General features: G+C 66.5%; 25 protein-coding genes. 13 read left to right on the top strand and 12 right to left on the bottom strand.

The window, feature by feature from the left end; translation table 11 throughout:
- Window positions 1–142 precede the first annotated feature (142 nt).
- Together ccmE and ccmI are read right to left on the bottom strand one after the other, a co-directional pair.
- A complete protein-coding gene (gene ccmE, locus APS40_RS18060) occupies window positions 143–607 on the bottom strand; it encodes a cytochrome c maturation protein CcmE (RefSeq protein WP_236884127.1) in 465 nt (154 codons plus the stop codon).
- Complete coding sequence (gene ccmI, locus APS40_RS18055) at window positions 604–1,674, bottom strand: c-type cytochrome biogenesis protein CcmI (RefSeq protein ID WP_055048381.1); 1,071 nt, start codon at window positions 1,672–1,674, stop codon at window positions 604–606. Before ccmI ends, ccmE begins: the two co-directional genes overlap by 4 nt.
- A 134-nt stretch (window positions 1,675–1,808) precedes the next feature.
- On the opposite strand from ccmI, the gene APS40_RS18050 reads away from it, so the two are divergent.
- On the top strand, window positions 1,809–2,873 hold the full coding sequence (locus APS40_RS18050; RefSeq protein WP_055048380.1) for a hypothetical protein: 1,065 nt from the start codon (window positions 1,809–1,811) through the stop codon (window positions 2,871–2,873).
- A complete protein-coding gene (locus APS40_RS18045) occupies window positions 2,870–4,876 on the top strand; it encodes an FAD-dependent oxidoreductase (RefSeq protein ID WP_055048379.1) in 2,007 nt (668 codons plus the stop codon). The genes APS40_RS18050 and APS40_RS18045 overlap by 4 nt, the downstream gene beginning before the upstream one ends.
- 40 nt (window positions 4,877–4,916) lie before the next feature.
- Here APS40_RS18045 and APS40_RS18040 read toward each other — a convergent pair whose 3' ends face one another.
- The 5 genes from APS40_RS18040 to APS40_RS18020 form a co-directional block, all read right to left on the bottom strand.
- The gene (locus tag APS40_RS18040) at window positions 4,917–6,050 is read right to left on the bottom strand and encodes a hypothetical protein (protein WP_055048378.1); all 1,134 of its coding nucleotides are present in this window, start codon (window positions 6,048–6,050) and stop codon (window positions 4,917–4,919) included.
- A 374-nt stretch (window positions 6,051–6,424) separates the two neighbouring features.
- Window positions 6,425–6,922 carry a hypothetical protein gene (locus APS40_RS18035; RefSeq protein WP_055048377.1) on the bottom strand — a complete coding sequence of 166 codons (498 nt, stop codon included), beginning with the start codon at window positions 6,920–6,922 and terminating at the stop codon, window positions 6,425–6,427.
- A 26-nt stretch (window positions 6,923–6,948) separates the two neighbouring features.
- Window positions 6,949–8,367, bottom strand: coding sequence for a sensor histidine kinase (locus tag APS40_RS18030; RefSeq protein ID WP_156342984.1), 1,419 nt, complete (start codon window positions 8,365–8,367; stop codon window positions 6,949–6,951).
- A gap of 47 nt (window positions 8,368–8,414) precedes the next feature.
- Window positions 8,415–9,074 (bottom strand): response regulator transcription factor, encoded by a 660-nt coding sequence (locus APS40_RS18025; protein WP_055048375.1) that lies wholly within the window; start codon window positions 9,072–9,074, stop codon window positions 8,415–8,417.
- Window positions 9,075–9,169: 95 nt separating this feature from the next.
- The gene (locus APS40_RS18020; protein ID WP_055048374.1) at window positions 9,170–9,460 is read right to left on the bottom strand and encodes a hypothetical protein; all 291 of its coding nucleotides are present in this window, start codon (window positions 9,458–9,460) and stop codon (window positions 9,170–9,172) included.
- Between the two features lie 159 nt (window positions 9,461–9,619).
- On the opposite strand from APS40_RS18020, the gene APS40_RS18015 reads away from it, so the two are divergent.
- Together APS40_RS18015 and APS40_RS18010 are read left to right on the top strand one after the other, a co-directional pair.
- Window positions 9,620–9,850, top strand: a complete 231-nt coding sequence (locus APS40_RS18015) for a DUF2442 domain-containing protein (protein WP_055048373.1) — start codon at window positions 9,620–9,622, stop codon at window positions 9,848–9,850.
- A 57-nt stretch (window positions 9,851–9,907) separates the two neighbouring features.
- Complete coding sequence (locus APS40_RS18010; protein WP_055048372.1) at window positions 9,908–10,153, top strand: KTSC domain-containing protein; 246 nt, start codon at window positions 9,908–9,910, stop codon at window positions 10,151–10,153.
- A 37-nt stretch (window positions 10,154–10,190) separates the two neighbouring features.
- On the opposite strand, the gene APS40_RS18005 is transcribed toward APS40_RS18010, so the two are convergent.
- The 3 genes from APS40_RS18005 to APS40_RS17995 are packed head-to-tail and all read right to left on the bottom strand — an operon-like array spanning window position 10,191 to window position 12,014.
- Complete coding sequence (locus APS40_RS18005; protein ID WP_055048371.1) at window positions 10,191–10,601, bottom strand: GNAT family N-acetyltransferase; 411 nt, start codon at window positions 10,599–10,601, stop codon at window positions 10,191–10,193.
- 3 nt (window positions 10,602–10,604) lie between these two features.
- Window positions 10,605–10,997 (bottom strand): VOC family protein, encoded by a 393-nt coding sequence (locus APS40_RS18000; RefSeq protein WP_055048370.1) that lies wholly within the window; start codon window positions 10,995–10,997, stop codon window positions 10,605–10,607.
- A gap of 57 nt (window positions 10,998–11,054) precedes the next feature.
- Window positions 11,055–12,014, bottom strand: coding sequence for a LysR family transcriptional regulator (locus tag APS40_RS17995; RefSeq protein ID WP_055048369.1), 960 nt, complete (start codon window positions 12,012–12,014; stop codon window positions 11,055–11,057).
- Window positions 12,015–12,143: 129 nt separating this feature from the next.
- Here APS40_RS17995 and APS40_RS17990 point away from each other — a divergent pair, with 129 nt between their 5' ends.
- Window positions 12,144–13,547: an MFS transporter gene (locus APS40_RS17990; RefSeq protein WP_055048368.1), complete on the top strand. Its 1,404-nt coding sequence runs from the start codon at window positions 12,144–12,146 to the stop codon at window positions 13,545–13,547.
- Window positions 13,548–13,723: 176 nt separating this feature from the next.
- Window positions 13,724–14,020, top strand: a complete 297-nt coding sequence (locus APS40_RS17985; protein WP_055048367.1) for a PRC-barrel domain-containing protein — start codon at window positions 13,724–13,726, stop codon at window positions 14,018–14,020.
- A 35-nt stretch (window positions 14,021–14,055) separates the two neighbouring features.
- On the opposite strand, the gene APS40_RS17980 is transcribed toward APS40_RS17985, so the two are convergent.
- A complete protein-coding gene (locus tag APS40_RS17980) occupies window positions 14,056–14,613 on the bottom strand; it encodes a GNAT family N-acetyltransferase (RefSeq protein ID WP_055048366.1) in 558 nt (185 codons plus the stop codon).
- 17 nt (window positions 14,614–14,630) lie between these two features.
- Window positions 14,631–15,713 carry a GntR family transcriptional regulator gene (locus APS40_RS17975; protein WP_082434505.1) on the bottom strand — a complete coding sequence of 361 codons (1,083 nt, stop codon included), beginning with the start codon at window positions 15,711–15,713 and terminating at the stop codon, window positions 14,631–14,633.
- Window positions 15,714–16,050: 337 nt separating this feature from the next.
- On the opposite strand from APS40_RS17975, the gene APS40_RS17970 reads away from it, so the two are divergent.
- From APS40_RS17970 to APS40_RS17940, 7 genes are all read left to right on the top strand, one after another.
- Window positions 16,051–17,070, top strand: a complete 1,020-nt coding sequence (locus APS40_RS17970; RefSeq protein WP_055048364.1) for a Gfo/Idh/MocA family protein — start codon at window positions 16,051–16,053, stop codon at window positions 17,068–17,070.
- A gap of 30 nt (window positions 17,071–17,100) precedes the next feature.
- Window positions 17,101–18,051 (top strand): N-acetylmuramic acid 6-phosphate etherase, encoded by a 951-nt coding sequence (gene murQ / locus APS40_RS17965; protein WP_082434726.1) that lies wholly within the window; start codon window positions 17,101–17,103, stop codon window positions 18,049–18,051.
- The gene (locus APS40_RS17960) at window positions 18,048–19,292 is read left to right on the top strand and encodes an ABC transporter substrate-binding protein (protein ID WP_082434504.1); all 1,245 of its coding nucleotides are present in this window, start codon (window positions 18,048–18,050) and stop codon (window positions 19,290–19,292) included. The genes murQ and APS40_RS17960 overlap by 4 nt, the downstream gene beginning before the upstream one ends.
- Before the next feature lie 78 nt (window positions 19,293–19,370).
- Window positions 19,371–20,264, top strand: a complete 894-nt coding sequence (locus APS40_RS17955; RefSeq protein WP_055048361.1) for a carbohydrate ABC transporter permease — start codon at window positions 19,371–19,373, stop codon at window positions 20,262–20,264.
- Window positions 20,261–21,097 carry a carbohydrate ABC transporter permease gene (locus APS40_RS17950; RefSeq protein WP_055048360.1) on the top strand — a complete coding sequence of 279 codons (837 nt, stop codon included), beginning with the start codon at window positions 20,261–20,263 and terminating at the stop codon, window positions 21,095–21,097. Before APS40_RS17955 ends, APS40_RS17950 begins: the two co-directional genes overlap by 4 nt.
- 6 nt (window positions 21,098–21,103) lie before the next feature.
- On the top strand, window positions 21,104–22,024 hold the full coding sequence (locus tag APS40_RS17945; RefSeq protein ID WP_055048359.1) for an N-acetylglucosamine kinase: 921 nt from the start codon (window positions 21,104–21,106) through the stop codon (window positions 22,022–22,024).
- 177 nt (window positions 22,025–22,201) lie between these two features.
- Window positions 22,202–25,099: an autotransporter family protein gene (locus APS40_RS17940; protein ID WP_055048358.1), complete on the top strand. Its 2,898-nt coding sequence runs from the start codon at window positions 22,202–22,204 to the stop codon at window positions 25,097–25,099.
- Window positions 25,100–25,219 lie beyond the last annotated feature (120 nt).

The raw sequence follows: 25,219 nt of genomic DNA, 5'->3' as shown, positions 1-25,219 counted from the left end.
TCACCCGACGCTACCGCGTCGACCTCTCCCCCAAAGGGAGAGGTGTAACGTGGCGCGATCGTGCCGCCGTTCACCTCTCCCTTGGGGGAGAGGTCGGATCGCGAAGCGATCCGGGTGAGGGGGCCTTCCGGTGCAATACCCATCACAGCGGAGCTCCATCACGCTGCCATTCGCCGCGCTTCTTCAGCTCGTCGACCAGTTGCTTGGGCATGTAGTTCTCATCGTGCTTGGCCAGCACGTTGGTTGCCGCGAAGGTTCCCTGCGGCGTGACGCTGCCCTCGACCACCACGCCCTGCCCCTCGCGGAACAGGTCGGGCAACAGCCCGACGTAGTGCGTCGCCATTTCAGTCTGGCCGTCGGTCACTACGAAATCCGAGGTTTCCCCGACACGCTTCCAGGTGCCTTCCTTGACCAGTCCGCCCAGCCGGATCGGTGTTCCAGCGGCGACCGCCCGCTCATGGATTTCGCTCGGCGAGTAAAAGAACACCACTTGTCCGCGCAAGGCCCAGGCCAGAAAGCCTCCCGCCGCGATAAGGATCACGCCAAGGCCAGCGATCACCGCCAGGCGCTTCTGTTTGCGAGTCAGGCGTTTCTGCTTTTGCGTCAATTGCTTGCCACCAGTCCATTATCCGCGGCGAGAACATCGAGCTCGGTGCGATCTCCGGCATTGGGATAGGCTTTGCGAGCTGCATCATACGCCGTTTGAGCGAGCTCCGTCTGCCCGAGAACGAGCCGGGAGCGCACTAGGCGCGTCCATTCGTCGATCGTGCCGCCATCCTGGTGGAGCCGGCTCGACAGCCCCTCGACCATGCCGGCAATAGCGGAATTGTCCGGCACCTCGCCGCCGTTGAGGCCCGCTTCGGCGGCGGCGAGGCCAGCCTCGGCATTGGCAAGCCAGCTCTCGCCGCCCTTGCTCAGCTGCAAGAGGCCCTGCCACTCGGCCTTGGCCGTCTTGAAATCGCCCTCCCGCATCGCCTCGCTGGCGAGATAGTAGCGCGAGCGCACATGGGTCACATCGCGATTGGCGGCGCTGCGGAACAGCGCCAGCGGTTCGCCCGAGGCGTCGCCGTCCTTGGCCATCATCAGCGCTTCGCCCAGATCGGTCTCGCGGTCGGCGGTCGGACCGTCGAGTTCGATCGCCTTGCGCAGCGCGGTCGCCGCGTCGACGAAGCGGCCCATCTGCATGTAGGCGGGTGCGATCACCGTCCAGCCGCGCAGATCGTCGGGTTTGGCCCTGAGCTGGGCCTCGATACGGGCAATCGCGTCGTCGAGCGTCATCTCCGGCGGCGGCATGTCCTGGCGCTCGGCCAGCGGCTGCGCCGGCAGGTCAGGGCGCCCCAGCGCGCCATAGACGCCGAAGGCCAGCACGGCAGTCACCACCGCCGCTGCCGCTACGAGGCCGCGCCGCGCGCCCGCATCGGTCGCCGGTTTCGCCGTTGCCTTCAACCGCATCAGCTCGCGCGCCAGCTCGCCTTTCGCCGCCGTCGCCTCGGCGGCGCCGAGGCGGCCGAGCGCCAGGTCCGATTCGATTTCTTTGAGCTGCAGTTTCAGGTGCGCCACCTCGGGGCTGTCTACAACAGCGGCAGCCGCGTTGACCCTTCGTCCGGCCCCCGCATAATAGAGCGCGGCGCAGGCGACGGCTGTGACCACAAAAGCGAGCGACCAAAATATCATGTGCAGGGCTCTGCCTCATGCGACGGTGCGGATACGCGGCCGATCTATAAAGGCATTCGGGCAAATTATGCACCCGGACACATCGATGTGTGGGAGGCGCATTGCCGCAGCCCACAAGGTGGCGTGCTGATCTGATGGCCGATGGCAGCTACGACTACCTGGTGCTCGGCTCCACTCCGCTGGCAGGCCTCATCGCCGGCCTGCTGGCAACGGAGCACCGGCGTCGCGTCTGCCTCGTCGGCGAGCCGTTCTCGCCGTTCCGGCTGCAGCGCAGCATCGACATTTCTTTGGCGCCGATCACCCGGCCGGAGACGCTGCTGCTGCTGAAGCGCAGCGCTGCAGAAACGACAAGGCTGGTGGCCGGCTGGGGCAAGGGCCTCGTCGGCCGGGTCGATCCGCTGTTCGTCGCCGAGACGCCCGCGAGCATCGCGGTGCTCGGCCATTTCCGGCATCTCGCCATTGCACTCGGCTATGCCGTGGAGCCGGTGGCCGACCGCAGCATCGCCGAGGGTCTGATGTTGCGGGTGCGCGATGTGCAGTTGCTGGGCCATGGGCGGTTCGAGCCGGCGCTCGAAGCCTGGCTCGGCTGTCATGACGTACGCCACCTCGATCGCGCCGAGACCGTACTGACGCTGCGCAAGGACGGCACGGCGCACCTCGTTTCCGGCGACCATGGCGCCGAGGCCGCGCAGGTGATCCTCGCCGGCGACGATGCCGTGCTTGACTATCTGCCCGAGGAGGCGCGCGATCGCAGCCTCGCGCCGATCGCCGGCGCTGCCATGCTGCTCGATACCCTCAAGCCGTTGCCGGCGCCCTATCTGTCATTCCTCGATCGCGGCGTCGTGCTGGTGCAGGACGGCAAGGCCAGCGCCGCGGCGCTCTTGAGCGGAGAGTCGAGCACGGCGCGAGCACGGCTCGGCAGCGCCGCCGCCAGAGCCGGCGCGCTGCGCCTTGCGGGCGAGACGGTGGTCGGCAGCCTCGGCACTACCGATGGCGCGCCCTTTATCGGCCCGGCGCGCGGCCACAAGGCGCAGGTCGTCGCCGCCCTCGGCCCGGCGGCGGCGTTTCTCGCGCCGGCGCTGGCGCGCCACTTCGCCGGCGTCGCGGCGACCGATGAGGCCAGGTGGTTCGCTGCCCGCGGCCCGAGCCGCGGCAACCACAGGCTCCTCGTCGGCGACTATCCCACGGTGCCGGCGTGAGCGCCCTCTCCAACCGTTTTCCTGCCGACGCCCCGCACGGCCTCGGCGGCGCCGAACTCGACCGGGACAAGCCGCTGCAGTTCCGGCTCAACGGGCGGGTGATTACGGGCTTTGCCGGCGACACGGTGCTCTCGGCCACCCTCGCCAACGGCATCCAGATCGCCGGCCGGCACCGCGACGAAGCGCTGGCGCTCGATGAGAGCTTCGCGCCGCTGGTCAGCACCGGCAAAGGCATCGCGCTGCCGATGGAGCGCACGCCGGCCCTGCCCGGCCTCGAGCTGGTGACCATCGGCAGCCGGCGCGACCCGATCGTCTCGAGCGGGTTGCTCGGGGCACTGCGCAATAGGCTGCTCGGCCCGGCGCGCACGCTCAACCATCGCTACGGCAACGAGCCGATGGCGAGTCCGCCCTGGCACAGCGCCGCGCTCGACGAAACCATAGAGACCGACATCGCCATCGTCGGCGGCGGGGTCGCTGGCCTCAGCGCCGCGGTCGCTGCTGCAGGCGCCGGCAAGAACTGTGTGCTGATCGAGCGCCACCAGAGCCTTGGCGGCACCATCCGCTATTTCGGGGCGATCGATGCCGAAGCTACGCCCGAAGTGACCGTAGAGCGGCTGGTCACCGGCCTCGCCGGCAAGAGCTCGGTGAGCATCCTCACGCGCGCCGAGGCCTTCGCCATCGCCGGCACGACCCTTCGGGTGCACCAGGTGGTGGTGGACAACGGCAAGCCGGTGTCGCGGGTGCTCGCCATCGCTGCGAGGCACATCGTTCTCGCCACCGGTGCGAGCGAGCGGCTGCCGCTGTTCCCGGGCAATCGGACGCCCGGGGTCGTCGGGGCGCTCACGGCGTTCCTGCGGGCCGAGCGCTTCGGGGTCTGGCCAGGACGGCGGGCGCTATTCACCACACCCAACAGCTTCGCCTACCGGCTGGCGCTGCATGTCGCCGATGCCGGGATCGAGGTGCAACGTATCGTCGACAGCCGGCTCAGCACCACCTCACGCTTTGTCGATTTCGCCAAGGCAACCGGCATCACCCTCGCCTCGGCGCTGGCCCCGAGCCATGCCGAGCCGCTGCAGCGCAACCAGCCCGGGCTGCGGGTCGGCTTTGCCGTCGCAATCGACGGGATCGCCCAGGACTCGAGCGCCATGGAGACCGACCAACTGGTCGCCGCCGGGGCCTGGCAGCCGGACATCCTGCTCTGGCTTCGCGCCGGCGGGAGGGCGGCCTGGGATCAGGCCAATGGCTGGCTCGGTCCGCAGGGCACACTGCCTGCGGTGGCGCTGGCCGGCGCTGCCGCCGGCTACCACACCACGGCTGCCGCATTGAGCAGCGGCAAGGCGGCCGTACTCGGCCTGCTCGGCAAGATGGCGCCGCCGGTGGTCGATGCGATTATCGAGGAAGCCTTCGAGACGCCCGACGCGCGCACCCCGATTGCACCGTTCCGCAGCTCGGCGCGGAGCGGCACCTATCTCGATCGCGGATCGTCTCTGATCACCCGGCGCGCGGCCGCGGCCAGCAGATACGGCATATCCGGCCTCGCCACGCGCGCCGTGCAACTGGGGCTCGCCGACATCGCCGCCGCCGTAGATATCGGCGCCATAACGGCGCGCGATGCCGGCTCGGTGGCGGCCGAACGCTGCGCGCTGTCGGGAGAGATCCGCGATGTCGGCTGGCGCGTGCCGGCGCAGCCGGCGCCGGACCAGGAGGTGCCGCTGCCGCCTGCCTATCTTGCCGGCCGCTTCGGCGACAAGGCGCAGATCTGGACGATCACTGCCGCGGACGCCCGCTCGTTCGAGCCGGGCTGCCTGGTGTTCGAGAATTCCGAGACCAGCGATCCGCTCAAGGCGATCGGCGTCACGTTTGCGCCGCATCGGGCCGGCGCCAATGGCGGCATCGCACTACTGCGCAGCGGGCCGGACGCTGCGGGGACCGAGCTCTATGTGCGGGATGCCGGGACAGCGGTTGCGGCGCGGCTGGTGGAGAGGTTGAAGCTGCGTTCCTGAGGCCTGAGCAAGCACCGGCTGCGCAAGCTTCCGCTCGGCCTCAGCTCGCCCGCTTCTCGGCAGTTTCGCGCGCCCGGCGCAGCACGTCGGCATAGTCCGGGTTGAAGCGCAGCTCGGCCATCTTGATGGCGGCATCGAGCCGTGCGGCGACAACCCGGTCGCTCGGGTTCTGCCGGAACAGTTCGAGGTTGCGCTGGACGTGCATTTCCAGACCCTGTCCCACCTGGGCCCAGGTCTGGTCGAACATGGCGTTGAGCGCCAGCGAGTCGCGGCAAGCGCGGATCGTCGCCAGCACGTAACAACCGTTGAGCGCGGCCAGCACCTGGTCACTGTCGAGCCGATCGGTGCCGGAGTGGCGGCGCAAAGCCAGGTTCACGTTCGGCGCCACGTCCCGGAGCTTCGGCTCTACCATTTCGGATGCCGTCTTGGTCAGCGCCGCGACGGCGGTCGACCAGCGGGTGAGCCGGCCAAGCTCGACATAGCCGGTCACCGCACGCATCAGGCGATGGAAACGGTCGATGGCACGGCAGGTCAGATCGATATCGGCGAAGGCGCCATGCTGGTCGAGGGCCGGGATCTGGGCCTGTGCATGCGACAGGATCGCTTCGATCAGCGGCGCAAAGCCGGCGCGCTGCAGCGATGCTTCGCTGGCCGATCCGGCGAGACGGATGGCGGCGGCCATCAGCCGGCCCGGGTGGCTCACCTGCCCCATCGCCGCCTGGAACAGCAATGCGGAAACCGCGTGATCGTTGAGCGGCATTGACTGCAGCGCCACGCCAAGCGCCGTCTCGTCGGTCATGGCGTTGGCGGCACGGCCAAAGGCCTGTGCCTTGTCGAGCAGGCTCCGGCATTTCAGGGCATTGAGCACCACCGGCAAGCGGCGATAACCGTCCTCGCTGCCGAACTGGATCTGCATGCGGCGCTCGGCCTCGGGTGTGGCGATCGCGGCGATCGCGGCGCGGGCGCGCTGCAGCAGCTCGGGCATAAGCAGGTCGAGCGCCTGACGAGCGGCCGGCTCGTCGCCGGCATTTGCGTCGATCAGATCCGGCGCCACGTCGCGCACCATCCAGATCCATGCGGCGTTGGCGTGCGGCTCGGCTATGCCGCCATCGAAATCGAAACCGGCCGGCCCGGGAACGGTTACTGCATCGATCAGACCGAAAAACGGCCGCACGGCGGCAGACCGGCGCGCTGCGGCAGTTTCAGCTGACTGAAGACGAGTAGCAGTATCTGGCATGAAGACCGGCAGGCGTCGGAGTCCGAGGATTGTCTTCGAACCTAGCCCTCGACGGTAAACAAAAGACTATCCAGGGGCCGACCGGGCGATCACTTCGCGGTCAGTACGGGCGAAAACGGGGTTTCCGAAACGATCGGCCGCCCTCAGCCGACAGGCACCAGCTATGACCGTTCCCGACAACGAGGATCATCCCCGCGCAGCGGAAACCCGTTCCTGGGCCTCACGCGCCCTCAAACGAAGGTCGCCGCATTCGCGAAGACGACACCGAGCTCGGGGTGGGTTCTGCTGGAAAAGCCTGGCGCCCGTGCGCCTCAGCCGGCGACGCTCCAGGTACCGTCGGCCTCGCGGCAGGCGGTGCCCTTGCGGGCATGCGGGGCGCCGGCAATGGTCACGGTATGGGTGAAATCGCGGCAGTCGATATTGTTGACGCGGACATAGGGGCCGACGGTCACGCTGCCCGACGTCCCCTTGTCGCCGTTCCAGGCGCGCGGCGCGCCAGGGCGGCCGAAGGTCAGCGCGTTGAACTGGGCGCTCGCCGCTTCCGACTTGTCCTTGGCCGAAAGCTGGCCGACGACCGAAGCATCGAGGAAGGCCGTCACGTCGTTCATCGTGGTGTTGGCGGACTGGACGGCGCCAGGCGCGGGAAGCGATGCGGGCGTCACCGTCGGCTGGGTGCCGAGTGTGCCGAGCGTCGAGTTCGGCTGCGGCAGCGTCGGCCCGAGGGCGACGTCGGAGGTGGAGGGACCCATGCTGCAACCGGCAAGCAGGAGCATGGCAAAGACAGGAAGGGCGCGGACGATCTGCTGCATCTGGGTCTCTAAGGGTGGCCGGGCCCTTATTCCTTACGTATTGAGGCGAAAGTGCGGAAACCCGCCACTTTTGCGGCCGGCAGCCGCAATTCTGCCAGGAGCCCCCCCAGCACTGAGCGCTTCAATTGCAGGGACCCGCCATAGACGTCAACCAGTTCCTTGACGATATCCAGGCCCAGCCCGGAGCCGGGGGTCTTCTCGTCGAGTCTGACACCGCGGCGCAACACTTTGGTCGCTTCCTCCTCGGTCAATCCTGGCCCGTCGTCGTCGATCTTGATGAGCAGATTGGCGGTCCCGCCGCTACGCTCGGCCACCACGGTCACCCCGATCGAGGATTTGGCCCATTTGCAGGCATTGTCGAGCAGGTTGCCCGCCATCTCCTCGAGATCGCCCTCGTCGCCCCGGAACCACGGCAACGATGCGTCGGGCCGCACCATGGCGATGGTGACCCGCGGGTTAAGCTTCTGCATCACCCGGGTCAGCCGCAGCATCACATGCGTCGCATCGGCCTTCTTGCCCACCACCGAGGAGCGCGCCGCCAGCCGGGCGCGGTCGAGATAGGTGCTGACCAGTTGGCTCATCTTCTCGGTTTCGGTGGCCACCACCTTGGCGAGGCTGTTCTTCTTGTCGGCGTTGGCCTCGTTGCGCAGCACGGCGATCGGCGTCTTCAGCCCGTGCGCCAGGTTGCCCACCTGGTTGCGGGCCCGCTCGACGATCTGCGCGTTGGAGCGCAGCAACTCGTTGATTTCCTCCGACAGCGGCGCCAGCTCGGCCGGATAGGCGCCGGTGAGCATCGCCGCATCGCCTTCGCGCACCTGCTCCACCTCGCGCCGCAACCGTCCCACCGGTCGCAGCGCCAGGCGCGCCACGATGGTCGACATCACCGCCAGCATGATCGCCACCGCGCCGAGAACGATCAGCGTCTGGCCGCGGAACTCGTCGACCAGTGACAGGATCTCGTCGAGCGAACCGGTCACCATGATGTGCAGCGGCATGCCGTTGACGGTCACGGCGCGCTCGATCACCCGGATCTTGATGTTGAACGGATCGGTCAGCACCGCCGACTTGGAGTTGGTGGCGTCGAACGGTCCCGGCAGCGGCCCCAGCACCATGCCGACATAGGAGTTGGAGAAGTTGAGCAGTTCGCCCTTGTCGTCGCGGATGGCCCAGTACCAACCCGAACCGGTGCGATCGAAGCGCGGGTCGGCGACCTTGATCTGATCCGATTTCGGCGTGTCGGACAGCAGGCTGAGATCGGTCAGGGTTTCGACATGGAATTCCAGGGTCTCGACGAGGCTGTTGTCCAGCGCCCGCGAGTAGAGCTCGGTGAGCAGGAACGCGGTCGCCACCAGCGCCACGATCAGCCAGCCGGCCGACAGCAGGAACAGCGAGGCGGCGATCGAGCCCTTGCGCTGCGACACCGGATGTCCAGGCGCTTCAGTCACGGCCGTCCCCCTGCCCTGTCCGCGCTGCTAGCCGACAAGGAATGTTGTCAGTCCTCTGCGATCTGGTAACCCAGCCCGCGCACCGTCTGGATGCAATCCTCCGGCAGCTTCTTGCGGAGCCGGCCGACGAACACTTCGATGGTGTTGGAATCGCGGTCAAAATCCTGATCGTACAGGTGTTCGGTCAGCTCGGTGCGCGAGATCACCTTGCCCTTGTGGTGCATCAGGTAGCTCAGCAGCCGCAATTCGTGGCTGGTCAGCTTCACCGAGTGCCCATCGACGGTGACCTTGCCGGCCTTGACGTCGAGCCGCACCGTACCGGCGCTGATCTCGTTGGAGGCCTGCCCGGCCGCCCGGCGCACCAGCGCCCGGACGCGGGCCAGCACTTCTTCCATGTGGAACGGCTTGGCGACATAGTCATCGGCGCCGGCGTCGATGCCCTGCACCTTGTCGCTCCAGCGGTCGCGCGCCGTGAGCAGCAGCACCGGCATCTTCTTGCCGGCGCGGCGCCATTCCTCGAGCACCGAGAGGCCATCCATCTGCGGCAGGCCGATATCGAGGACCACGGCATCGTAGGGTTCGGTATCGCCGAGGAAGTGGCCCTCCTCGCCGTCGAACGCCACGTCGACGACGTAGCCGCCTTCGGTCAGCGCGTCCTTCAACTGCCGGTTGAGATTGGTGTCGTCTTCCACGACGAGAATGCGCATCGAAACGTCCCCTATTGCCGCAACGGCACCTCCCGCGCCCGGCAAACGCCGGCCCTACGCGCGAAACATGCCCGGTCTTGATTCTATGTGAGGCTTCACTGAGCCGGCAAGCTCACTGGTTTGCTTTCGCCGGTTTCGTCCATGACGTTGACCTGCCACTCCCAGCGGCCGCCGACCTGGCAGACGCGGGCCTGCGAGCTGATGATCTTGCCGTCGACCCCGGACTGCGCGATCGCCTGCGACAGCTGCACCAGCTCGCCATTGTCGATCATCTGCTGAATCTCGCGCTTGGACAGGCACTCCTGCGCCACGACCGGTGCCGCAACACCGAACGCCAGCGCCAGCGTCAACACGCCGGCCGCCACCAATGTCAGTTTCTGTGTCATCGGAACGTTATGCGGCGCAATGGCTGAATGTGGGATGAACGAGCCTCGCCCAGGGAGCCCGCCGGCCGGGTAACGGTCGGTGCGGTCAGCCGCTTCCCACCTTCTCGCTGCGACGGAACGCGGCTAGGCTCATCTCGTTTGCTCTGAGAAGGAGGACCAATGAGCACGACGACCAATACCGGCTCGCGGGCCATCGACGTTCGGTTCGGGACCGCAACGCTCGAAGTCAAACTCGAGGACGGACGCGAGCTGATCACCCCGCTCAGCCGTTATCCCCGCCTGCGCGACGGTTCGCCGGCGGCCCGCCTCAACTGGCGGTTCACCGGGGGCGGGACGGGGCTGCGCTGGCCCGACCTCGATGTCGAGATCTCGGTGACCGAGCTCGAGTAACCCCCTCGCGCGCAACCGACCTCCGCTCGAAACGTTGACGGCTCGGAGGTATCCCAGATGCCGTCTGCCGTGATTGCCGATATGGTCTATGACGAGGACACCCAGACGCTGTCTGTGTGGTTCCGACCGTCGGGCCGCCGCTATGACTACCTCGAGGTTCCGGCCGTCGAGTATGACGCGTTGCGGCATTCGCCGTCGAAGGGGCGCTATTTCAATGCCCACATCCGTGACAGCTATCCCTTCACCCAGTCGGATCGAGACGAGCCGCGGGCGCCCCTGCAGCCTGGCAACCGCCTGCCATGAGCAGCCGGCTCGCGCTCGTTGAGCCGTGCGAGCCGAGCTATCGCACCCACATGGACATGCCGACCGAGGCCGGCGCGGTCTCCTCGAAACCAAACTGGGCGTAGAGATCCTTGGCGGGGCCATCGGCGATGAGGCTCACATAGGCGCCCTTGGGGGCGTTTGCCTGCAGCCAGTCGACCAGCGCCGCGACGATGCGCTTGCCCAGCCCCTTGCCGCGATGCGCCGCAAGCACGGCGATGTCGGTCAACTGGTAGACCGTGCCGCCATCGCCGATCACCCGGCCCATGCCGATGGTCTCGCCCGCGTGCTCGATCACCACGGCGTGGATGGTGTTGGGTAAACCGAGCGCCGCGGCCTCGGGAGATTTCGGTGTCAGGCCGCTCAGCCGGCGTAGGTCGCAGAACTCCTCGACCGTCGGGATTCGCTCTATCAGCTGGTAGTCGCTCACGCTTCACTCCGCATCGAACAAGGTCAGTTGCAAACCATCGGGCGCCTCGAGCCGCGAATTGGTGGAGCGAAACGGCGTCGGCCGCGGCGTCCCCAGCACCTTCGCCCCGGCTGCGGCGAGCCGATCAGTGGCCTCCGGCACGTCGTCGAAGCGCAGGGCGACGCGGAACTGTCCGCCCACCGGGCGCCCCACTTCGATCCTGTCGATGAACTCGGCATGCTTGCCGTCGGTGATCTCGAGGGTTGCAACCCCCGCTCCGAGGATCGCCACGTGGCCGTCGTCGTCGCCGACCGAAATCTGCTCTTTCAGCCCGATGGTATCGCGCCAGAATGCCACTGCCTTGTCGAAGTCGTCGACGGTGATGACAAGGCGCAGTTCGTGGACGGTGTTGGTCATTCTCGTTGCCTCCAGTCAGTCCCGAGCGTGGGGCGCCTCACGCTCTGGTGTTCGCGTTCAAGCCGCGGCCGCCACATCGCAGCTGCAGCCGCTGGTCTTCAGTGCTTCGCGCGCCACTTCAACGAAGATCCGGCGGAACCACTGCGCCCGTCCGTCCGCCCGATCGACACGGCGGTACAATAGCGAGACTGGCGCCGCCTCGAGATCCACCGGCGGCTTGGAGATGGCGAGGCCATGCAGCGACGCCATGCAGCGGGCAATCGACTCCGGGATCGTGGCAATCGCCGGCATGGCGCTCAGCGCCGTCGGCAATGCCGAGAAGCGCGGCACGGTGGCGACCACCGAGCGGCTGCGCCCGACCTTTTCCAGCGCCGCGTCGACATCGCCCGTCATGTCGCCCTCGAACGAGACCGCAATATGGGCTTCGCGAACAAAATCCTCGAGGCTCAGCGGCGCCGCCAGCTTGAGCTGGTCGGGGTCGTAGATGGAAATCGAGATCTGCTCGAACAACGGCTGACGTACGTGCCACGAGGCCGGTTCCGGATGCACCGAAACCGAGAGATCGAAATCGCCATCGTCGAGCTGCTGGCCGGGATGATGGGTGTGGGAGGCGACGGAAACCAGCCTGGCCCCGGGCGCCTCGCGGCGAATCCGCGCCGCCAGCGGTCCGAAAAACGCGGTCTCGAGGTTGTCGCACATGCCGATGCGGAAGGTGCCCTCGTAGCTGAGCGGATCGAAGGCATCCGGCGTGCGGATGGCCCGCTCGATCGAGCCCAGTGCATCCTCGATCGCCGGGGCGATGTCGAGGGCGCGCGGCGTCGGCTGCAGGCCACGCCCGACGCGCACGAACAGCTCGTCGTCGAGCGCCTCGCGCAGCCGCTTCAACGCCGCCGACAGGCCGGGCTGGCCCAGCAGCAGCCGTTCGGCGGCACGGCTCACATTGCGCTCCTGCATCAGCACCGAAAAGGCCAGCAGCAGGTTCAGGTCGATCTTGCGGAGGGCGGCGTCATTCATCATTGCCAGTGATACCTCGCATGCCGACTATCGATTTGCAATATGGATGAGAGGTCGTCAGCTTCCGCTCCCTCTGCCGGCCGGCGCACCCCTCCCTGGCGCGACGGCGGCATTGCGAAAGGGATAATTTCGATGACCTCCACCAAGATCGGAGGCGTCGCCGGGCTGGCCCTGTTCCTGCTCTGCGCCGCCAACTTCCTCGACGCCATGGACGTTTCCACCATCGGCGTCGCCCTCCCGGCCATCCAGGCCGAACTCGGGCTCGAGCCCAATGTGCTGCAATGGGCGGTGAGTGCATACGTGCTCGGCTATGGCGGCTTCCTGCTGCTGGGCGGCCGCGTCGCCGACATCTTCGGCCACCGCCGCGTGTTCCTCTGGGCCCTCGGCATCTTTGCCGCCGCCTCGATCGCCGGCGCCTTCGTCGACTCGGGCCCGACGCTGATCGCCGCGCGGCTGATCAAGGGCATCGCCGCCGCCTTCACCGCACCGGCAGCGCTGGCGCTGCTGCTCAACGTGTTCGGTGAGGGCCAAGCCCGCGCCAAGGCGCTGGGGCTGTTCGCTTCGACCGGGGCTGCCGGGTTCGTGCTGGGCATGGTGCTGGGCGGGGCGGTCACCGTCTTCACCTGGCGCGCCACGCTGGTAATGGCGGCGCCAGTGGCGATCCTCGTCCTCCTGATCGCGCCGTTCGTGCTGCCACCCGACAGGGACAGCCGCCAGACCCGCGCCTCGTTCGACTGGGCCGGCGCCATCACCATCACGCCTGGCCTGCTGCTGTTCGTATTCGGCGTCACCAACGCCTCGGGTTCGGGCTTTGCCGCCCCGCTCACCTGGGGACCGCTCACCGCCGCCCTGGCGCTGATCGTCATCTTTCTCGTGGTCGAGGCCCGCCATCACGATCCGATGGTGCCGCTGTCGATCTTCCGGCGGAAGAAGCTCAGCCACGCCAACATCGTCGCCGCGCTGTTCCAGGGCGTCTATGTCGGCTTTCAGTTCCTCGCGACGCTCTACTACCAGCATGTCTATGGCTGGTCGGCCTTCGCCACCGGCTTCAGTTTCGCGCTCGGCGGCGCCTGCGTGATGTTCCTCGCCCCGCGACTCGCCGGCGTAGCCCAGCGCAACGGCACGACCAGGGTGATGGCCATCGGCGTCCTGCTGCAGGCCATCGGCTATGTCTTGTGGGTGCTGGCCATCGGCCGCATCGAGCCGATCACGCTGGTGATCGTCACTCAACTCTTCCTTGGCCTCGGCTATGCCGCCACCTACCCCTCGGTGCAGGTCGCGGCGCTCGCCGACGTCGAAGACGACAAGTCGGGCCTCGCCTCGGGGCTGCTGTTCGCCGCGTTCCAGATCGGCGGCGGCATCGTGCTGGCGGCAGTCTCGGCCATCTTCACCGCCGCGCCGGGCTTCAACTGGGAGCCCTATGTTGCCGGTGGCGCCTTTGTCGCAGCACTTGCCATAGTGACGACCCTGATCGCCGCGGTCGGGCCACGGTCGGGTACGCCGGTGCCGAACGCAATGCCGCAGGCAGCGGAGTAAGCTGGCCGCCCCCTCCTCGCGGATGGAGGGGGCGATCCAAGCGCAGTGATCACCGGCTGGAGATTACTGGCACCGCGAATGGTCGCCGGCCGGAGCCCGCGGAAAGCGCCGGAAAAGACGGAACGGTCGGCGCCCCCGGGGGTTACCCCTACACCCCCAAACAGAGGAGACCTGCAATGGATCATTCCACGCATATCCGCCTCGGCAATGCCGAGCTCACCCCGGCCGCGCTCGAAGGCGCGACCGTCTACGGCGCCGATGACGAGAAGGTCGGAACCGTATCGCACGTCCACGGTGCCGGGCTGAGCAGCGAGATCATCGTCGATGTCGGCGGCTTCCTCGGGATCGGCGCCAAGCCGGTGGCCGTCCCGGCCAGCGCGCTCGAGTTCATGCGTGACGAGAGTGGCGATGTCCATGCCGTCACCAGCTGGACCAAGGACTCGCTCAAGGCGATGCCCGAGCATCACGACTGAGCCATCAGGCGGCCGGGCAACCGGCCGCTTACCCCCTACAGACGTTTGCCCAGCCAGATGTCCGGCTTACCCGTCCCGTTGGCGTCGGGGATGAAGCCGATGACCTGAAACCCGCATTTGCGGTAGAATTCGAGCGGGTGCTTGCTACCGGGTACCGCGGCCAGATCGCGCAACGCTGATGCCATATCGGCATAGAGGTCGGCGCCAAACGCCGTCGTGCCGCCGAAATCGTCATCGCTGCCCAGATACAGCGTCAGGACGCCGGCCGCGCGGACCTTGTCCTCGAGCGCCGTCAACAGTTGCCGGCCGATGCCCCGCCCCTGAGCAGCCGGAGCGACGGCGAGCGGATGCAGTTCCCAGGCCTGCGAATAGCGCTCGACCACCCCGACCCAACCTAACACGGCGTCGTCGGCCACCGCCGCAAGGCCGCTCCATTTCGGGTCAGCCGTGAGCCTGGCGACAACGTTGCGCGCCGCATCCATGGTTTTCCAGGCGCCCGGGGCATGTGCGAGCGCGGCGACGAGTATCTCCGCGGCGGACTCGCGCTGCGCCGCCGTGAGTTTCGTGAATGACACGATGCCGATCGCTTCCATGCGAACCTCCGGTTCCCTCAGGGGGTCAGCAGCTGGGCTGTCGATGCCCGGATGATGAGGTCGGGAGCAACTATCGTCTTGATAGGCGGGCCGGTGTAGGTCCCCTCCAGTCGATCGTTCAGCATCCGCATTGCCAACTGGCCGACCGGGCCGGGGTGAGGGTTCACGCTGGTCAGCGGCGGATCGAGGGAACGCGACCACAGGCTATTGGCGATGGAGACCACTGAGACGTCCCGTGGCACAAGCAGACCGGCCTCGCGCAATCCCTGAATGACGCCCATTGCCGTCACGTCGTTGCGGGCAAAGATGGCGGTAAACTTGACTCCGCTCGACACGAGGTCGGCAACGGCCTGCCGTCCTGCAGCCTCCGAGGGCAGCTCGTAGGTGCGAACCAGTTCCGGCCCGATCGACATCCTGTGGTCACGCACGGCCTCAGCGTAGCCGTCATAGGGTGAAAAGCCTGGCAGATGCGGCAAGCCCGCAACGTAGGCGATGCGCTCGTGCCCCAGCCCGATAAGATGCTCCACTGCCTGCAGAGCGGCCATCCGGTAGTCGACACACACGCCGTCGCAGGCCACACCCTTGGGCCAGCGTCCAATGTAGACCAGCGGCTTACCGGCTGAGCGAAACTGCTGCACGCCGCCGGATGGCTGCCCGACCGAGTCAGGAACCACCAAGGCACCGCAGATCGCAGGATCGAGCGCAGACTGGCTGAGCTGGGCGCTCTCGCTTGCGGTCGAATAGTCCGATTGTCCGACCATCACACGCAGGTCGTAGCGGCGAGCCTCCTTCTCGATGCCGTTGACCATCTCGCCGTAATAGGGGTTCGAGAAGCTCGGTATGATCACCGAGACGATGCGTTGCGCCCTGGCCGCTGCGTCGTTCGCCACCACCTCGCTGGCGACATAGGTGCCGCGACCGGGCTGGCGCTGCAGGCGGCCGCGCTGCACCAGGTCGTCGATGGCCCGCCGTACCGTGGTGCGCGACAGCCCGAGTTCCTCGCCCAGTTGACGCTCGGAGGGCACCGCTTCTCCGGCGGGGTACTGGCCGTTTTCAATCCTCTCCAACAGGAGGGTTACAAGGGTACCGGTCTTATCCATGACGCTCTATTGACGAGTTTTGTAGGACATGTATCATACCACTATCAGACCGTTAAGATACCGGCTCACAACCATGTAGCCGGTCTTTGGGCGGATAGCACGTCATTCGTGGTGCGAGGCGAGATAAATGGCACTTCCCAAAGAACCGCGGCACGTTCGATGTCGGCGGTATGCAGTCCGGGATGCCCTGCCCCAATGGTTGGACTCCGCGATTGACGTCTGGCTGCACGATTGTGCGTCCATATCCTGATACCGCAATATAATACCGGTATCATAAAGAGCAGCGAAAGTGAAGGGCCGGCAAAAGCCCACGCCGGGCTCTCGGAACGAGGAAGTTATGAAGAACGGTTTTGCCCTGGTTGGTGCCGGTTTGTTCGGCGAAAGGCACGCTCAGGCGTATAGCCGCCATCCGCTGGTGGATTTCAAGTATGTCTGCGACCTCGACGAGGCACGCGCCAAGCGCATCTCAGAGACCTATGGTGCGGGCAAATACACCACCGATCTGAACGAAGTGCTCGCCGACCCGGACGTGGTGGCGGTGTCGATCGCGACGCCCGACCATGCCCACCGTGCCGCGACTCTTGCCGCCATTGCAGCCGGCAAGCACATCCTGGTCGAAAAGCCGCTGGCGACGACCGTCGAGGATGCCGAGGCGATGATCGACGCCGCTCGCAAGGCCGGCGTCAAGCTGATGGTGGATTTCCACAATCGGGCCAATCCGCCAATGGTGGCGGCGCGCGACGCCGTGGCGCGTGGCGATATCGGCAGGCCGTCCTACGTCTATGCCCGACTGAGCAACACCGTTGCCGTGCCCCAGGACATGCTGAAATGGTCGAGCAACTCGTCGGCACTGTGGTTCCTGGGCAGCCACATGATCGATGTCGTCGGCTGGATTCTCGACGACAAGCCGGTGCGCGCCTACGTGGTGTCGCGCGACGGAGTGCTGAAGGACCTGGGCGTCGACGCGCCGGATTTCCACGTCGCGACCGTCGAATATGCCAAGGGGACCGTGGCCGTGTTCGAGCACGCCTGGATCCTGCCGCGCACCTACAACACGGTGAAGGACCTCAAGCTCGAGTTCCTGGGCAGCAAGGGCGCCATCAACATCGACGGGTCGCACAACCGCACGATGGAACTCTATACCAGCGAAAAGGGCACGTTCCCCGATATGCTGGTGCCGCCGTTCGGCCCGCACCTGACCGGTTTCGTGCTCGATGCGGTGGTGCATTTCGTCGAGGCGGTGCTGCATGACAAACCGGTGCTGGCCACCGGCGAGGATGGGCTCGCCAACACCAGGATCATCAGCGCCCTGATCGATGCGGCTCGCCTCGGCCAGCCCGTACAGCTCGCCGTCTAGGCTGTCGGGGAGGAGAGCGAGGTGGAACTGCTGTCGGAACTGGAAGGACTGGTGTCGGAGGCGCGCAACCCCCGGACAGATCAGCTCGATCGCATGAGCGCGATCGAGCTCGTTCGGGCAATGAATGGCGAGGATCACGCAGTAGCGGCAGCTGTCGCGAGAGTCCTCCCCGAGGTCGCGGAAGCGGTCGGCTGCATCGTTGCAGCTTTCAGCGTCGGCGGCAGACTGGTCTATGTCGGCGCCGGCACCAGCGGTCGCCTCGGCGTTCTCGATGCCTCCGAATGCCCGCCCACCTTCGGCGTCGACGAGTCGATGGTGGTGGGCCTTATCGCCGGCGGCGACCATGCCCTTCGACATGCGGTGGAAGGCGCGGAAGATGACGAGGCAGCGGCGATAGCCGACCTGCAACGGATCGGCTTCGCCGCCACCGACGTGCTGGTGGGACTCGCAGCATCGGGCAGAACGCCCTATGCCGGCTCGGCGCTGCGTTATGCTCGCAGCCTTGGGGCCAGGGCGATTGCCGTTACCTGCAACCCCGGCTCCCCAATCACGCGCGATGCGGACATTTCGATTGCCGCAGAGGTCGGGCCGGAAGTTCTGGCCGGGTCGACCCGGCTGAAGTCGGGGACGGCACAGAAACTGATCCTCAACATGCTGACAACGGCCAGCATGGTGCGAATGGGCAAGGTCTTCGGCAACCTGATGGTCGACCTGAGGGCGACAAACGAAAAGCTGCGGGCCCGCGCTGTCCGCATTGTCGTGCAGGCGACGGGCTGCTCCACCGAGCAAGCCCGCGAAGCTCTGGCAGGCGCCAACCACAACACCAAGCTCGCCGTTTTTGTGTTGCTCTCGGGACTCGACACCCCGCAGGCGGCAGCGCGACTGGCGGAAGCTCGAGGCATTCTCCGCGCCGCTTTGGACGCGGCGCAGATACGGGGCGGGGGCTCCGAATTCGTACAAGCAAGGGAGACTAGTAGATGAAACACCTTCTGTTATCCGCTGCCGCAGCTGCGACGCTGAGCCTCGCAATCGGGAGCGCCCAGGCACAGAGCCTCAGCGTTCCAAGCTGGATGTGGGAAGAGGGCAATGTGGGCGTCTGGTTCAAGACGAACACCGCTCAGTTCGAGGCGGCCGAAGGCATCAAGGTCACGCCGACCCAGATTCCGTCCGCCGACTTCGAAAAGGTCGTCACCACGCAGATCGCCGGTGGCGCGGTGCCCGACCTGATGACCGCCTTCACCTCCATGCTGCCGCCGATGATCGACGCTGGCACGTTGGCTCCGCTCGACCAGTGCATCGCCGATGGCGGCTTCGGCGACCGCCTGCTGCCTTCGGTGAGCTTTGCCCAGGTGGACGGCAAGACTTATGGCGTGCCGCTCACCATGAGCCCCTGGTCGGTGGTGGTAAACAAGAAGCTACTGGCCGATGCCGGCATCGCCGAGATGCCCAAGACGGTCGAGGAACTCTACGCCGCCGCCAAGGCGGTCAAGGAGAAGACCGGCGCCTATGGCTACGCCTTCGGCAACGACATGGCCGCACCGCTGCACGTCTATATCAACTCGATGCAGTGGGTGCTCGGTTACGGCTCTGACTGGTCGCAGCCCGATGGCACCATCACCGCCAACGACCCCAGGAACATCGAGGCGATCGGCTGGATCAAGCGATTCATGGACGAGCAACTCGCCCCGGTCGGTCTCGGTGTGATCCAGGCGCGCGACCTGTTCCTCGACGGCAAGGTCGCCATCATGTTCGAGGGCCCCTGGCTGATGACGCAGGTGCAGAGCCAGAAGCCCGAAATGATGGCCGACATCGACTTCGAGGTGGTGCCGACCCCGACCCATGCCGCGATCACCGGCGGTGCATTCTACGTGATCCCGGCCAAGTCGCCGAACCCCGATGCCGCCTGCAAGCTGCTCACCGCCTATCTCAGCGAGGATGCGCAGCGCCATTGGCTCGAGGATCTGCTGCAGATCCCCGGCACCAAGGTGCAGGCGAGTCCCGAATTCCTCGCCAAGAATGCCTGGGTCGGCAAGATGGCCGATATCGCAGCGCAGTATCCGGGCGGCATCGGCTACGCTCCTCCGGGCTACCTGATCCAGGCCGCCGAGTTCCGTCAGATGGTGGTCGACGCTCTGTCGGAGATCTATTCGGGCAAGGCGTCGGTCGAAGACGGGCTGAACAGCCTCCAGACCAAGCTGGAAAACTGGAAGGCAACGCTCTAGCAGCCTCCCCACTCCCCGTTTCGAGGGACGGCTCCCGCCGCCCCCGGGACGTTCCTGCGCTCCAATGTGAGAACGCCAATGCCACGAGCCACCACGCAACGCATCAACTGGCTGCCGATCTGGCTGCTTGGTCCGGTTGCGGTCCTGCTTGCCGTGATCCTGATCTGGCCCATCGTGCAGGGCGTCGCCCTGAGCTTCTTCAACACCAGGATCCTCAACTACTCGGCCGGCAAGTTCATCGGGCTCGCCAACTTTAACGCCTTGTTCCAGGACGAGTATTTCTGGAACTCGCTCAAGGTGACCGCCATCTACGGCGCCGCCTCGGTGATCTGCACCTATGTTCTCGGCCTGGGCTTCGCCCTGCTGCTGAACCGGGATTTCAAAGGCCGCGGCTTCATCCGGACGATCTTCATCCTGCCCTGGGCGATCCCGGAAGTCGTCGCGGTCCTGATCTTTGCCTGGATGCTCGATCCGCAATTCGGCGTCGGCAACTATCTGCTGGTGCTGATCGGGGTCATCGAGCAGCCGCAGGCATGGCTGTCGCAATCGCATCTGGCGCTGCCGGCGCTTGTCGTGCTGACCGCCTGGCAGCAGTTCCCCCTGGCCATGCTGATCCTGCTCGCCGGCCTGCAGACCATTCCCGAGGAACAGTACGAAGCCGCGAAGATGGACGGCGCCGGGGCGTGGACGCGCTTCGTGCATGTGACGCTTCCCGGCCTCAGGTCAGTGAACGTCATCCTGATCCTGCTGCTGATCCTCAACTCGTTCCGGCGCGTCACCATGATCTATGCGATGACCCGCGGCGGCCCTGCCCGCTCGACCGAGACGCTGTCCGTCCTGACCTACAATACCGCCTTCGAGTACCAGCGCGTCGGCTACGCGGCTGCTGTCGGCACCGTGCTGCTGCTGATCCTGTTGGCGTTCAGCCTCGTCTATTTCTGGAGCATCATGCGGAGCAACCAGGCCAAATGACCCCGACGCGCAAGAAGTCGATCCTCAACGCGTTCTGGTTTGTGCTGACGCTGGTCTGCGCAGCCATCGTGTTCTTCCCCTACTACTGGATGTTCGTCTCCTCGGTCGAAACCGACAGCATCTTCACCTGGCCGCCGCACCTGATCCCGAGCGGGTTCAGCCTCGAGTCCTACTGGACCATCTTCGAGGAGCGCGACATCGGCCGTTGGCTCTTGAACACCCTGATCGTTGCCGGCAGCACCTCGCTGTTCTCGACCATCATCGCCATCAATGCGGCCTATGCGCTGTCGCGCTTCAAGACCAGGACCACTTCGGTCTTCACCGTCATCATCCTGTTCTCGCAGCTGCTGCCCGCGGCGCTGATCGTCGTGCCGCTATTCGTCATCTTCCAGCAGATCGGGCTCTACAACAGCCTTGTTGGTCTGGCGATCGCCGACACCGCCTTCATCCTCCCGCTGGCCATCTGGCTGCTGAAAGGCTTCTTCGACCAGATCCCGGTCGAAATCGAGCAGCAGGCGATGATCGACGGCTGCTCGCAGTTGGGCGCCTTCTATCGGGTGATCCTGCCGCTATCCCTGCCCGGCCTGGTCGTGGTGGTCGCGATGTCGTTCATCTCGGGCTGGGACGAGTTCTTCCTCGCCCGCACGCTGATCGCCTCGCAGGACCAATGGGTGCTGTCGGTGGGCCTCACCTCGTTCCGCGGCGAGTACACGCTCGACTGGAGTCAGATGATGGCGGCTGCAGTGATCTTCGCCCTGCCCGCACTGGCCTTCTTCCTCGTGGTGCAGCGCTACCTGGTGGCCGGGCTGTCGGCTGGCGCCGTGAAGGGCTAGACCGTCATGAGTATCCCGGTCCGGCTTGGCTTCGATATCGGCGGAACCGCCAGCCGATGGGTCGCATGTGACGCCTCGGGCGCTGTGGTTGCGCGCGGCGAGGCAGGTGGGGCATCGGGCCGCGTGTTCGAGCCCGTGGAAAGGCACCGGCTGTCCGGCGCCGTCCAGCATGTCGCGCGCATTCTGGCTGAACAGGGCCTCAGCGTCGAGCGGGTCACCGCAGGCCTGACCGGCTTTGGCGCCTCCACCGCGGCTGACGTCAGGGCGTTGCTGGCCCAGCCGCTGGGCATTCCGCCTGCGAACGTCGTTGCCGTCGACGATATGACGCTCGCCTATCTCGAGCAGTTCTCGCCGGGTGAAGGGCACCTGGTTTCGGCCGGCACCGGCTCGTATGGCCTGCATATCGGCGCGGATGGATCGAGAATCCGCGTCGGTGGTCGAGGCATGCTGATCGACGATGCCGGCTCGGGCGCGTGGATCGCGCTGCGGGCCATCGATCACATCTACCGTGGCTTCGATCGCCACGCTTCATTCGACGGCGACCCGGTGTTGGCCGAAGAGTTGCTGGGCGCCATCGGCGGCAGCACCTGGGATGACGTGCGCCAATACGTCTATGGCGGCGACCGCGGTCGCATTGGCGTGCTCTCCGTTGCCGTGGCTCGCGCCGCCACCCGCGGCGATGCGGCCGCGGCAGCGATCCTGCGCACCGCGGGCACCGAGCTGGCCCGCCTCGCCACAGCACTGATCGGGCGCACGCGCAGCCTTCCGGTTGTGCTGGTTGGCCGGGTGCTCGACCTGCACCTGGTGGTGAGAGAGCAGGTCGGCCGGATGCTGGCCGCGGAGACAGTTCACGTCCGCCGCTCCGACGCCGCATTGGCTGCAGCGCTGATGCAAACCAGCACACTGGACCTCGCCCTGCGAGCTTAGTCGAAAGTCGGCCAAATTGTGATCAATAGTGTCATTTCCAAGGTGGCCAGCATGAGCTAACGTTGTCATCATTGCGAATAAATCATTGTCCGGATTGAGCGATTTGGTCGCATCAAAGCTTGACAATGCATAGGGCGGACCACCGGCGAGGCCATTCGCCAACTAACGAGAGTTGAGATGACAGGACTGAGTTCGAATGCCGGTGCCGCAGGCACCGTGCGCCGTGCCGCGCGCGTCTGCGGGGCCGGGCGCGCTGCCCCCCTCTTCTCGGGTGTCTCGTTGCTGACGCTGGCGATCGTTTCACTGGTGACCCCGGTGAGCGCGGCGGCATTCACCGCGGCGAACCAGACGGAGCTGTACCAGGCGATCAGCGATGCCCAGGCGAGCGGCGATCCGTCCTCGACCATCACGCTCACCGGCAGCTTCTCCATAACCAGCCCGCCCCCCGCGATCGCGGGCAAGGCCATCACCATCGCCACCGGCGCCAACACGCTCACCTACAGTTCTGCCGCCAGCTTCAATGTCGCAAGCGGCGCAACGCTCACCCTCACCGGCAACATCGTGGGCACCGGCGGCCTCAATCCGCAGGCGTTCGGCAAGCTTGGTGCCGGGCAGCTCATCATCAACGGCGTGACCGCGTCCGGCATCTCCCGGCTCGGCCTTGGCGGGGGCAACACGCTCGTCAACGGCGGCAGCGTCATCACGTTCGGAACCTCGCAGGGCGGGACGATCACGCAACTGGGCCTCGGCACCAATCCCGGCGAAGTCGCGAGCCTCACGATCTCGGGCGCAGGGACGAAGCTTGTCGCCACCGGAAGCGATCCGCTCGATATCGGCGGCGGGACGTCCCAGGGCACCCTGCTGGTGGAAAACCAGGGTCGCCTGGATACGGGTGCGGCGGGCATTCGCATCCGCAACGGCACCATCACCGTCGACGGGGCCGGGTCGGCGATCCTCACCGGTAGCCTCAACGCCACGCTGAGCGGCGAGTCGTTCCTCAACATCCGGAATGGCGGCCTGTTCGACTCCGCGACCCACGTCAATTTCGGAGCGTCCGGGACGACAGTAACGGCCGGCGCAGTTCTTCACGCTACCGTCACGGGCTCCGGATCGAAGCTCGAGGCTGAGACGCTCTACATGCAGCAGGGCACGCTGCAGGTGACCGATGGCGGCCTCGTCACGGCGACCTCCGCCTTCATCGCCAACGGCAACCGGGGTGCCGTGCCGAACTTTGCGGCCCTCGTTTCCGGAGCCGGGTCCGAGCTCCGTGCCGGCACGATCACCGTCGGCACCACCGGCACGGGCACGCTTACCATCGCCAATGACGGCAAGGTCGTCGTGAACGGCGGCGCGTCCGCGCTCATCCTCGGCGGCACCAACGTCAACAGCAACGCCACCCTCAACATCGGCGGCGCGGTGGGCGAAGCGGCCACCGCAGCCGGCACGCTGGAGGCTCTGGCCATCACCCTCGCCGCAAGCGCCGAGGTCAACTTCAACCACACCGAAACCGGCTACGTCTTCGACCTGCCGATCAACGGCACCGGCGCTATCAACCAGATCGCCGGGCGTACCATCTTCGGTGCCGACCAGCTCGGCTTTTCCGGCCTCACCACGATCAGCGGCGGCATGCTCGAGGTGAACGGCGAGCTCGGCGGCACGGTGAACGTCACGGGCGGCACGCTTGCCGGCACCGGCATCGTCGGCAGCACCAGCCTCGCCGTGGGTGGCGCCATCGCCCCCGGCAGCAACGGTATCGGTATGCTGACCATCGACGGCGACTACACCGGCGCTGGCGGGCTGCTGCAGACCCAGACCGTTCTGGGCGGCGACGGCTCCCTCACCGACCTGCTGACGATCACCGGCAACAGCACCGGCACCACCAACCTGCGCGTCACCAACCTCGGGGGTGGCGGCGGGCAGACCACCGACGGCATCAAGATCATCGACGTGGTCGGCACGTCCACCGGCACGTTCAGCCTCCTCGGCGACACCGTCCATGACGGCCAGCAGGCGGTGATCGGCGGCGCCTATCTCTACGGCCTCTACCAGGGCACCCTCACTGACGCCGATGGCGACTGGTACCTGCGCTCGATCCTCAACCCCGATGACGACACTCCGGTGTTCCAGCCGGCCGCGCCGGTCATCGAGACCTATGCCGCCGCCGCGCTCCAGTCGTTCAACACCAGCGAAAGCCTGCAGCAACGGATCGGCAACCGCTCGTGGTCCGGCGGCGCCGAGGGCAACGGCATCTGGGGCCGGATCGATGCCCGCCGCACCTCGCTCGCCCCCGACAACTCGACAACCGGCGCCAGCTATGACGTCGACACCTGGCGGCTGCAGGCCGGTGCCGATGGCGTGCTCAGCGAGACAGAGGACGGCTCGGTCGTCGCCGGCGTCAACCTCCAGGTCGGCACCATCTCGGCCGCCATCAGCTCGGCCTCCGGCGATGGCGCCATCGAAGGCACCGCCTTCGGCCTGGGCGCCACGCTCACCTGGTACGGCAGCGAGGGATTCTATCTCGACGCGCAGGGCAAGCTGAACTGGTTCGACAGCACCCTCAGCGCCGACCTGCTCGATGGTCCTGTGGTCTCCGGCAATGCCGGCTTCGGCTACGCCCTCAGCCTCGAGGCCGGCCAACAACTGGCGCTGGGAGATGGCTGGTCGGTCACCCCGCAGGCGCAGCTCGCCTACTCCTCAGTCGATTTCGAGAACTTCGACTCCTACGGCTCGACCGTCTCGCTGCAGAGCGGCGACAGCCTGATCGGCCGTCTCGGCCTCTCCGCCGACTATGAAACCGAGTGGCAGGACACTTCCGGCGAAGCCGGCCGCACCCACCTCTACGGCATCGCCAACCTCAGCTACGAGTTCCTGGACGGGCTCGCTACCAGCGTCGGCGCCGATACCCTCGTCAACGAGGCCGACCCGCTCTGGGGCACCGTCGGCCTCGGCGGCTCGGTGAACTGGGCCGGCGACGCCCTCTCGCTCTATGGCGAGGCCAATGTCGGCACCAGCCTCAGCCACGTGGGCGACAGCTACAGCCTCGGCATTACCGCCGGCATCAGGGGGAAGCTCTGATCGGCGGCTGGTGCGGGTTGGGTCGCCGCTCGGCGGAGTAGATGCCGCATCTGGCGGCCCTCCCTTGCGCTTCCCCAAGCTTAGTCGAAGGTCGACCAAAACTGTGCTTGACGGTTAGTT

It is taken from the genome of Devosia sp. A16 (genome assembly GCF_001402915.1).
GTDB lineage: Bacteria > Pseudomonadota > Alphaproteobacteria > Rhizobiales > Devosiaceae > Devosia_A.
This window is presented reverse-complemented; position numbering and strand designations above follow the sequence as displayed.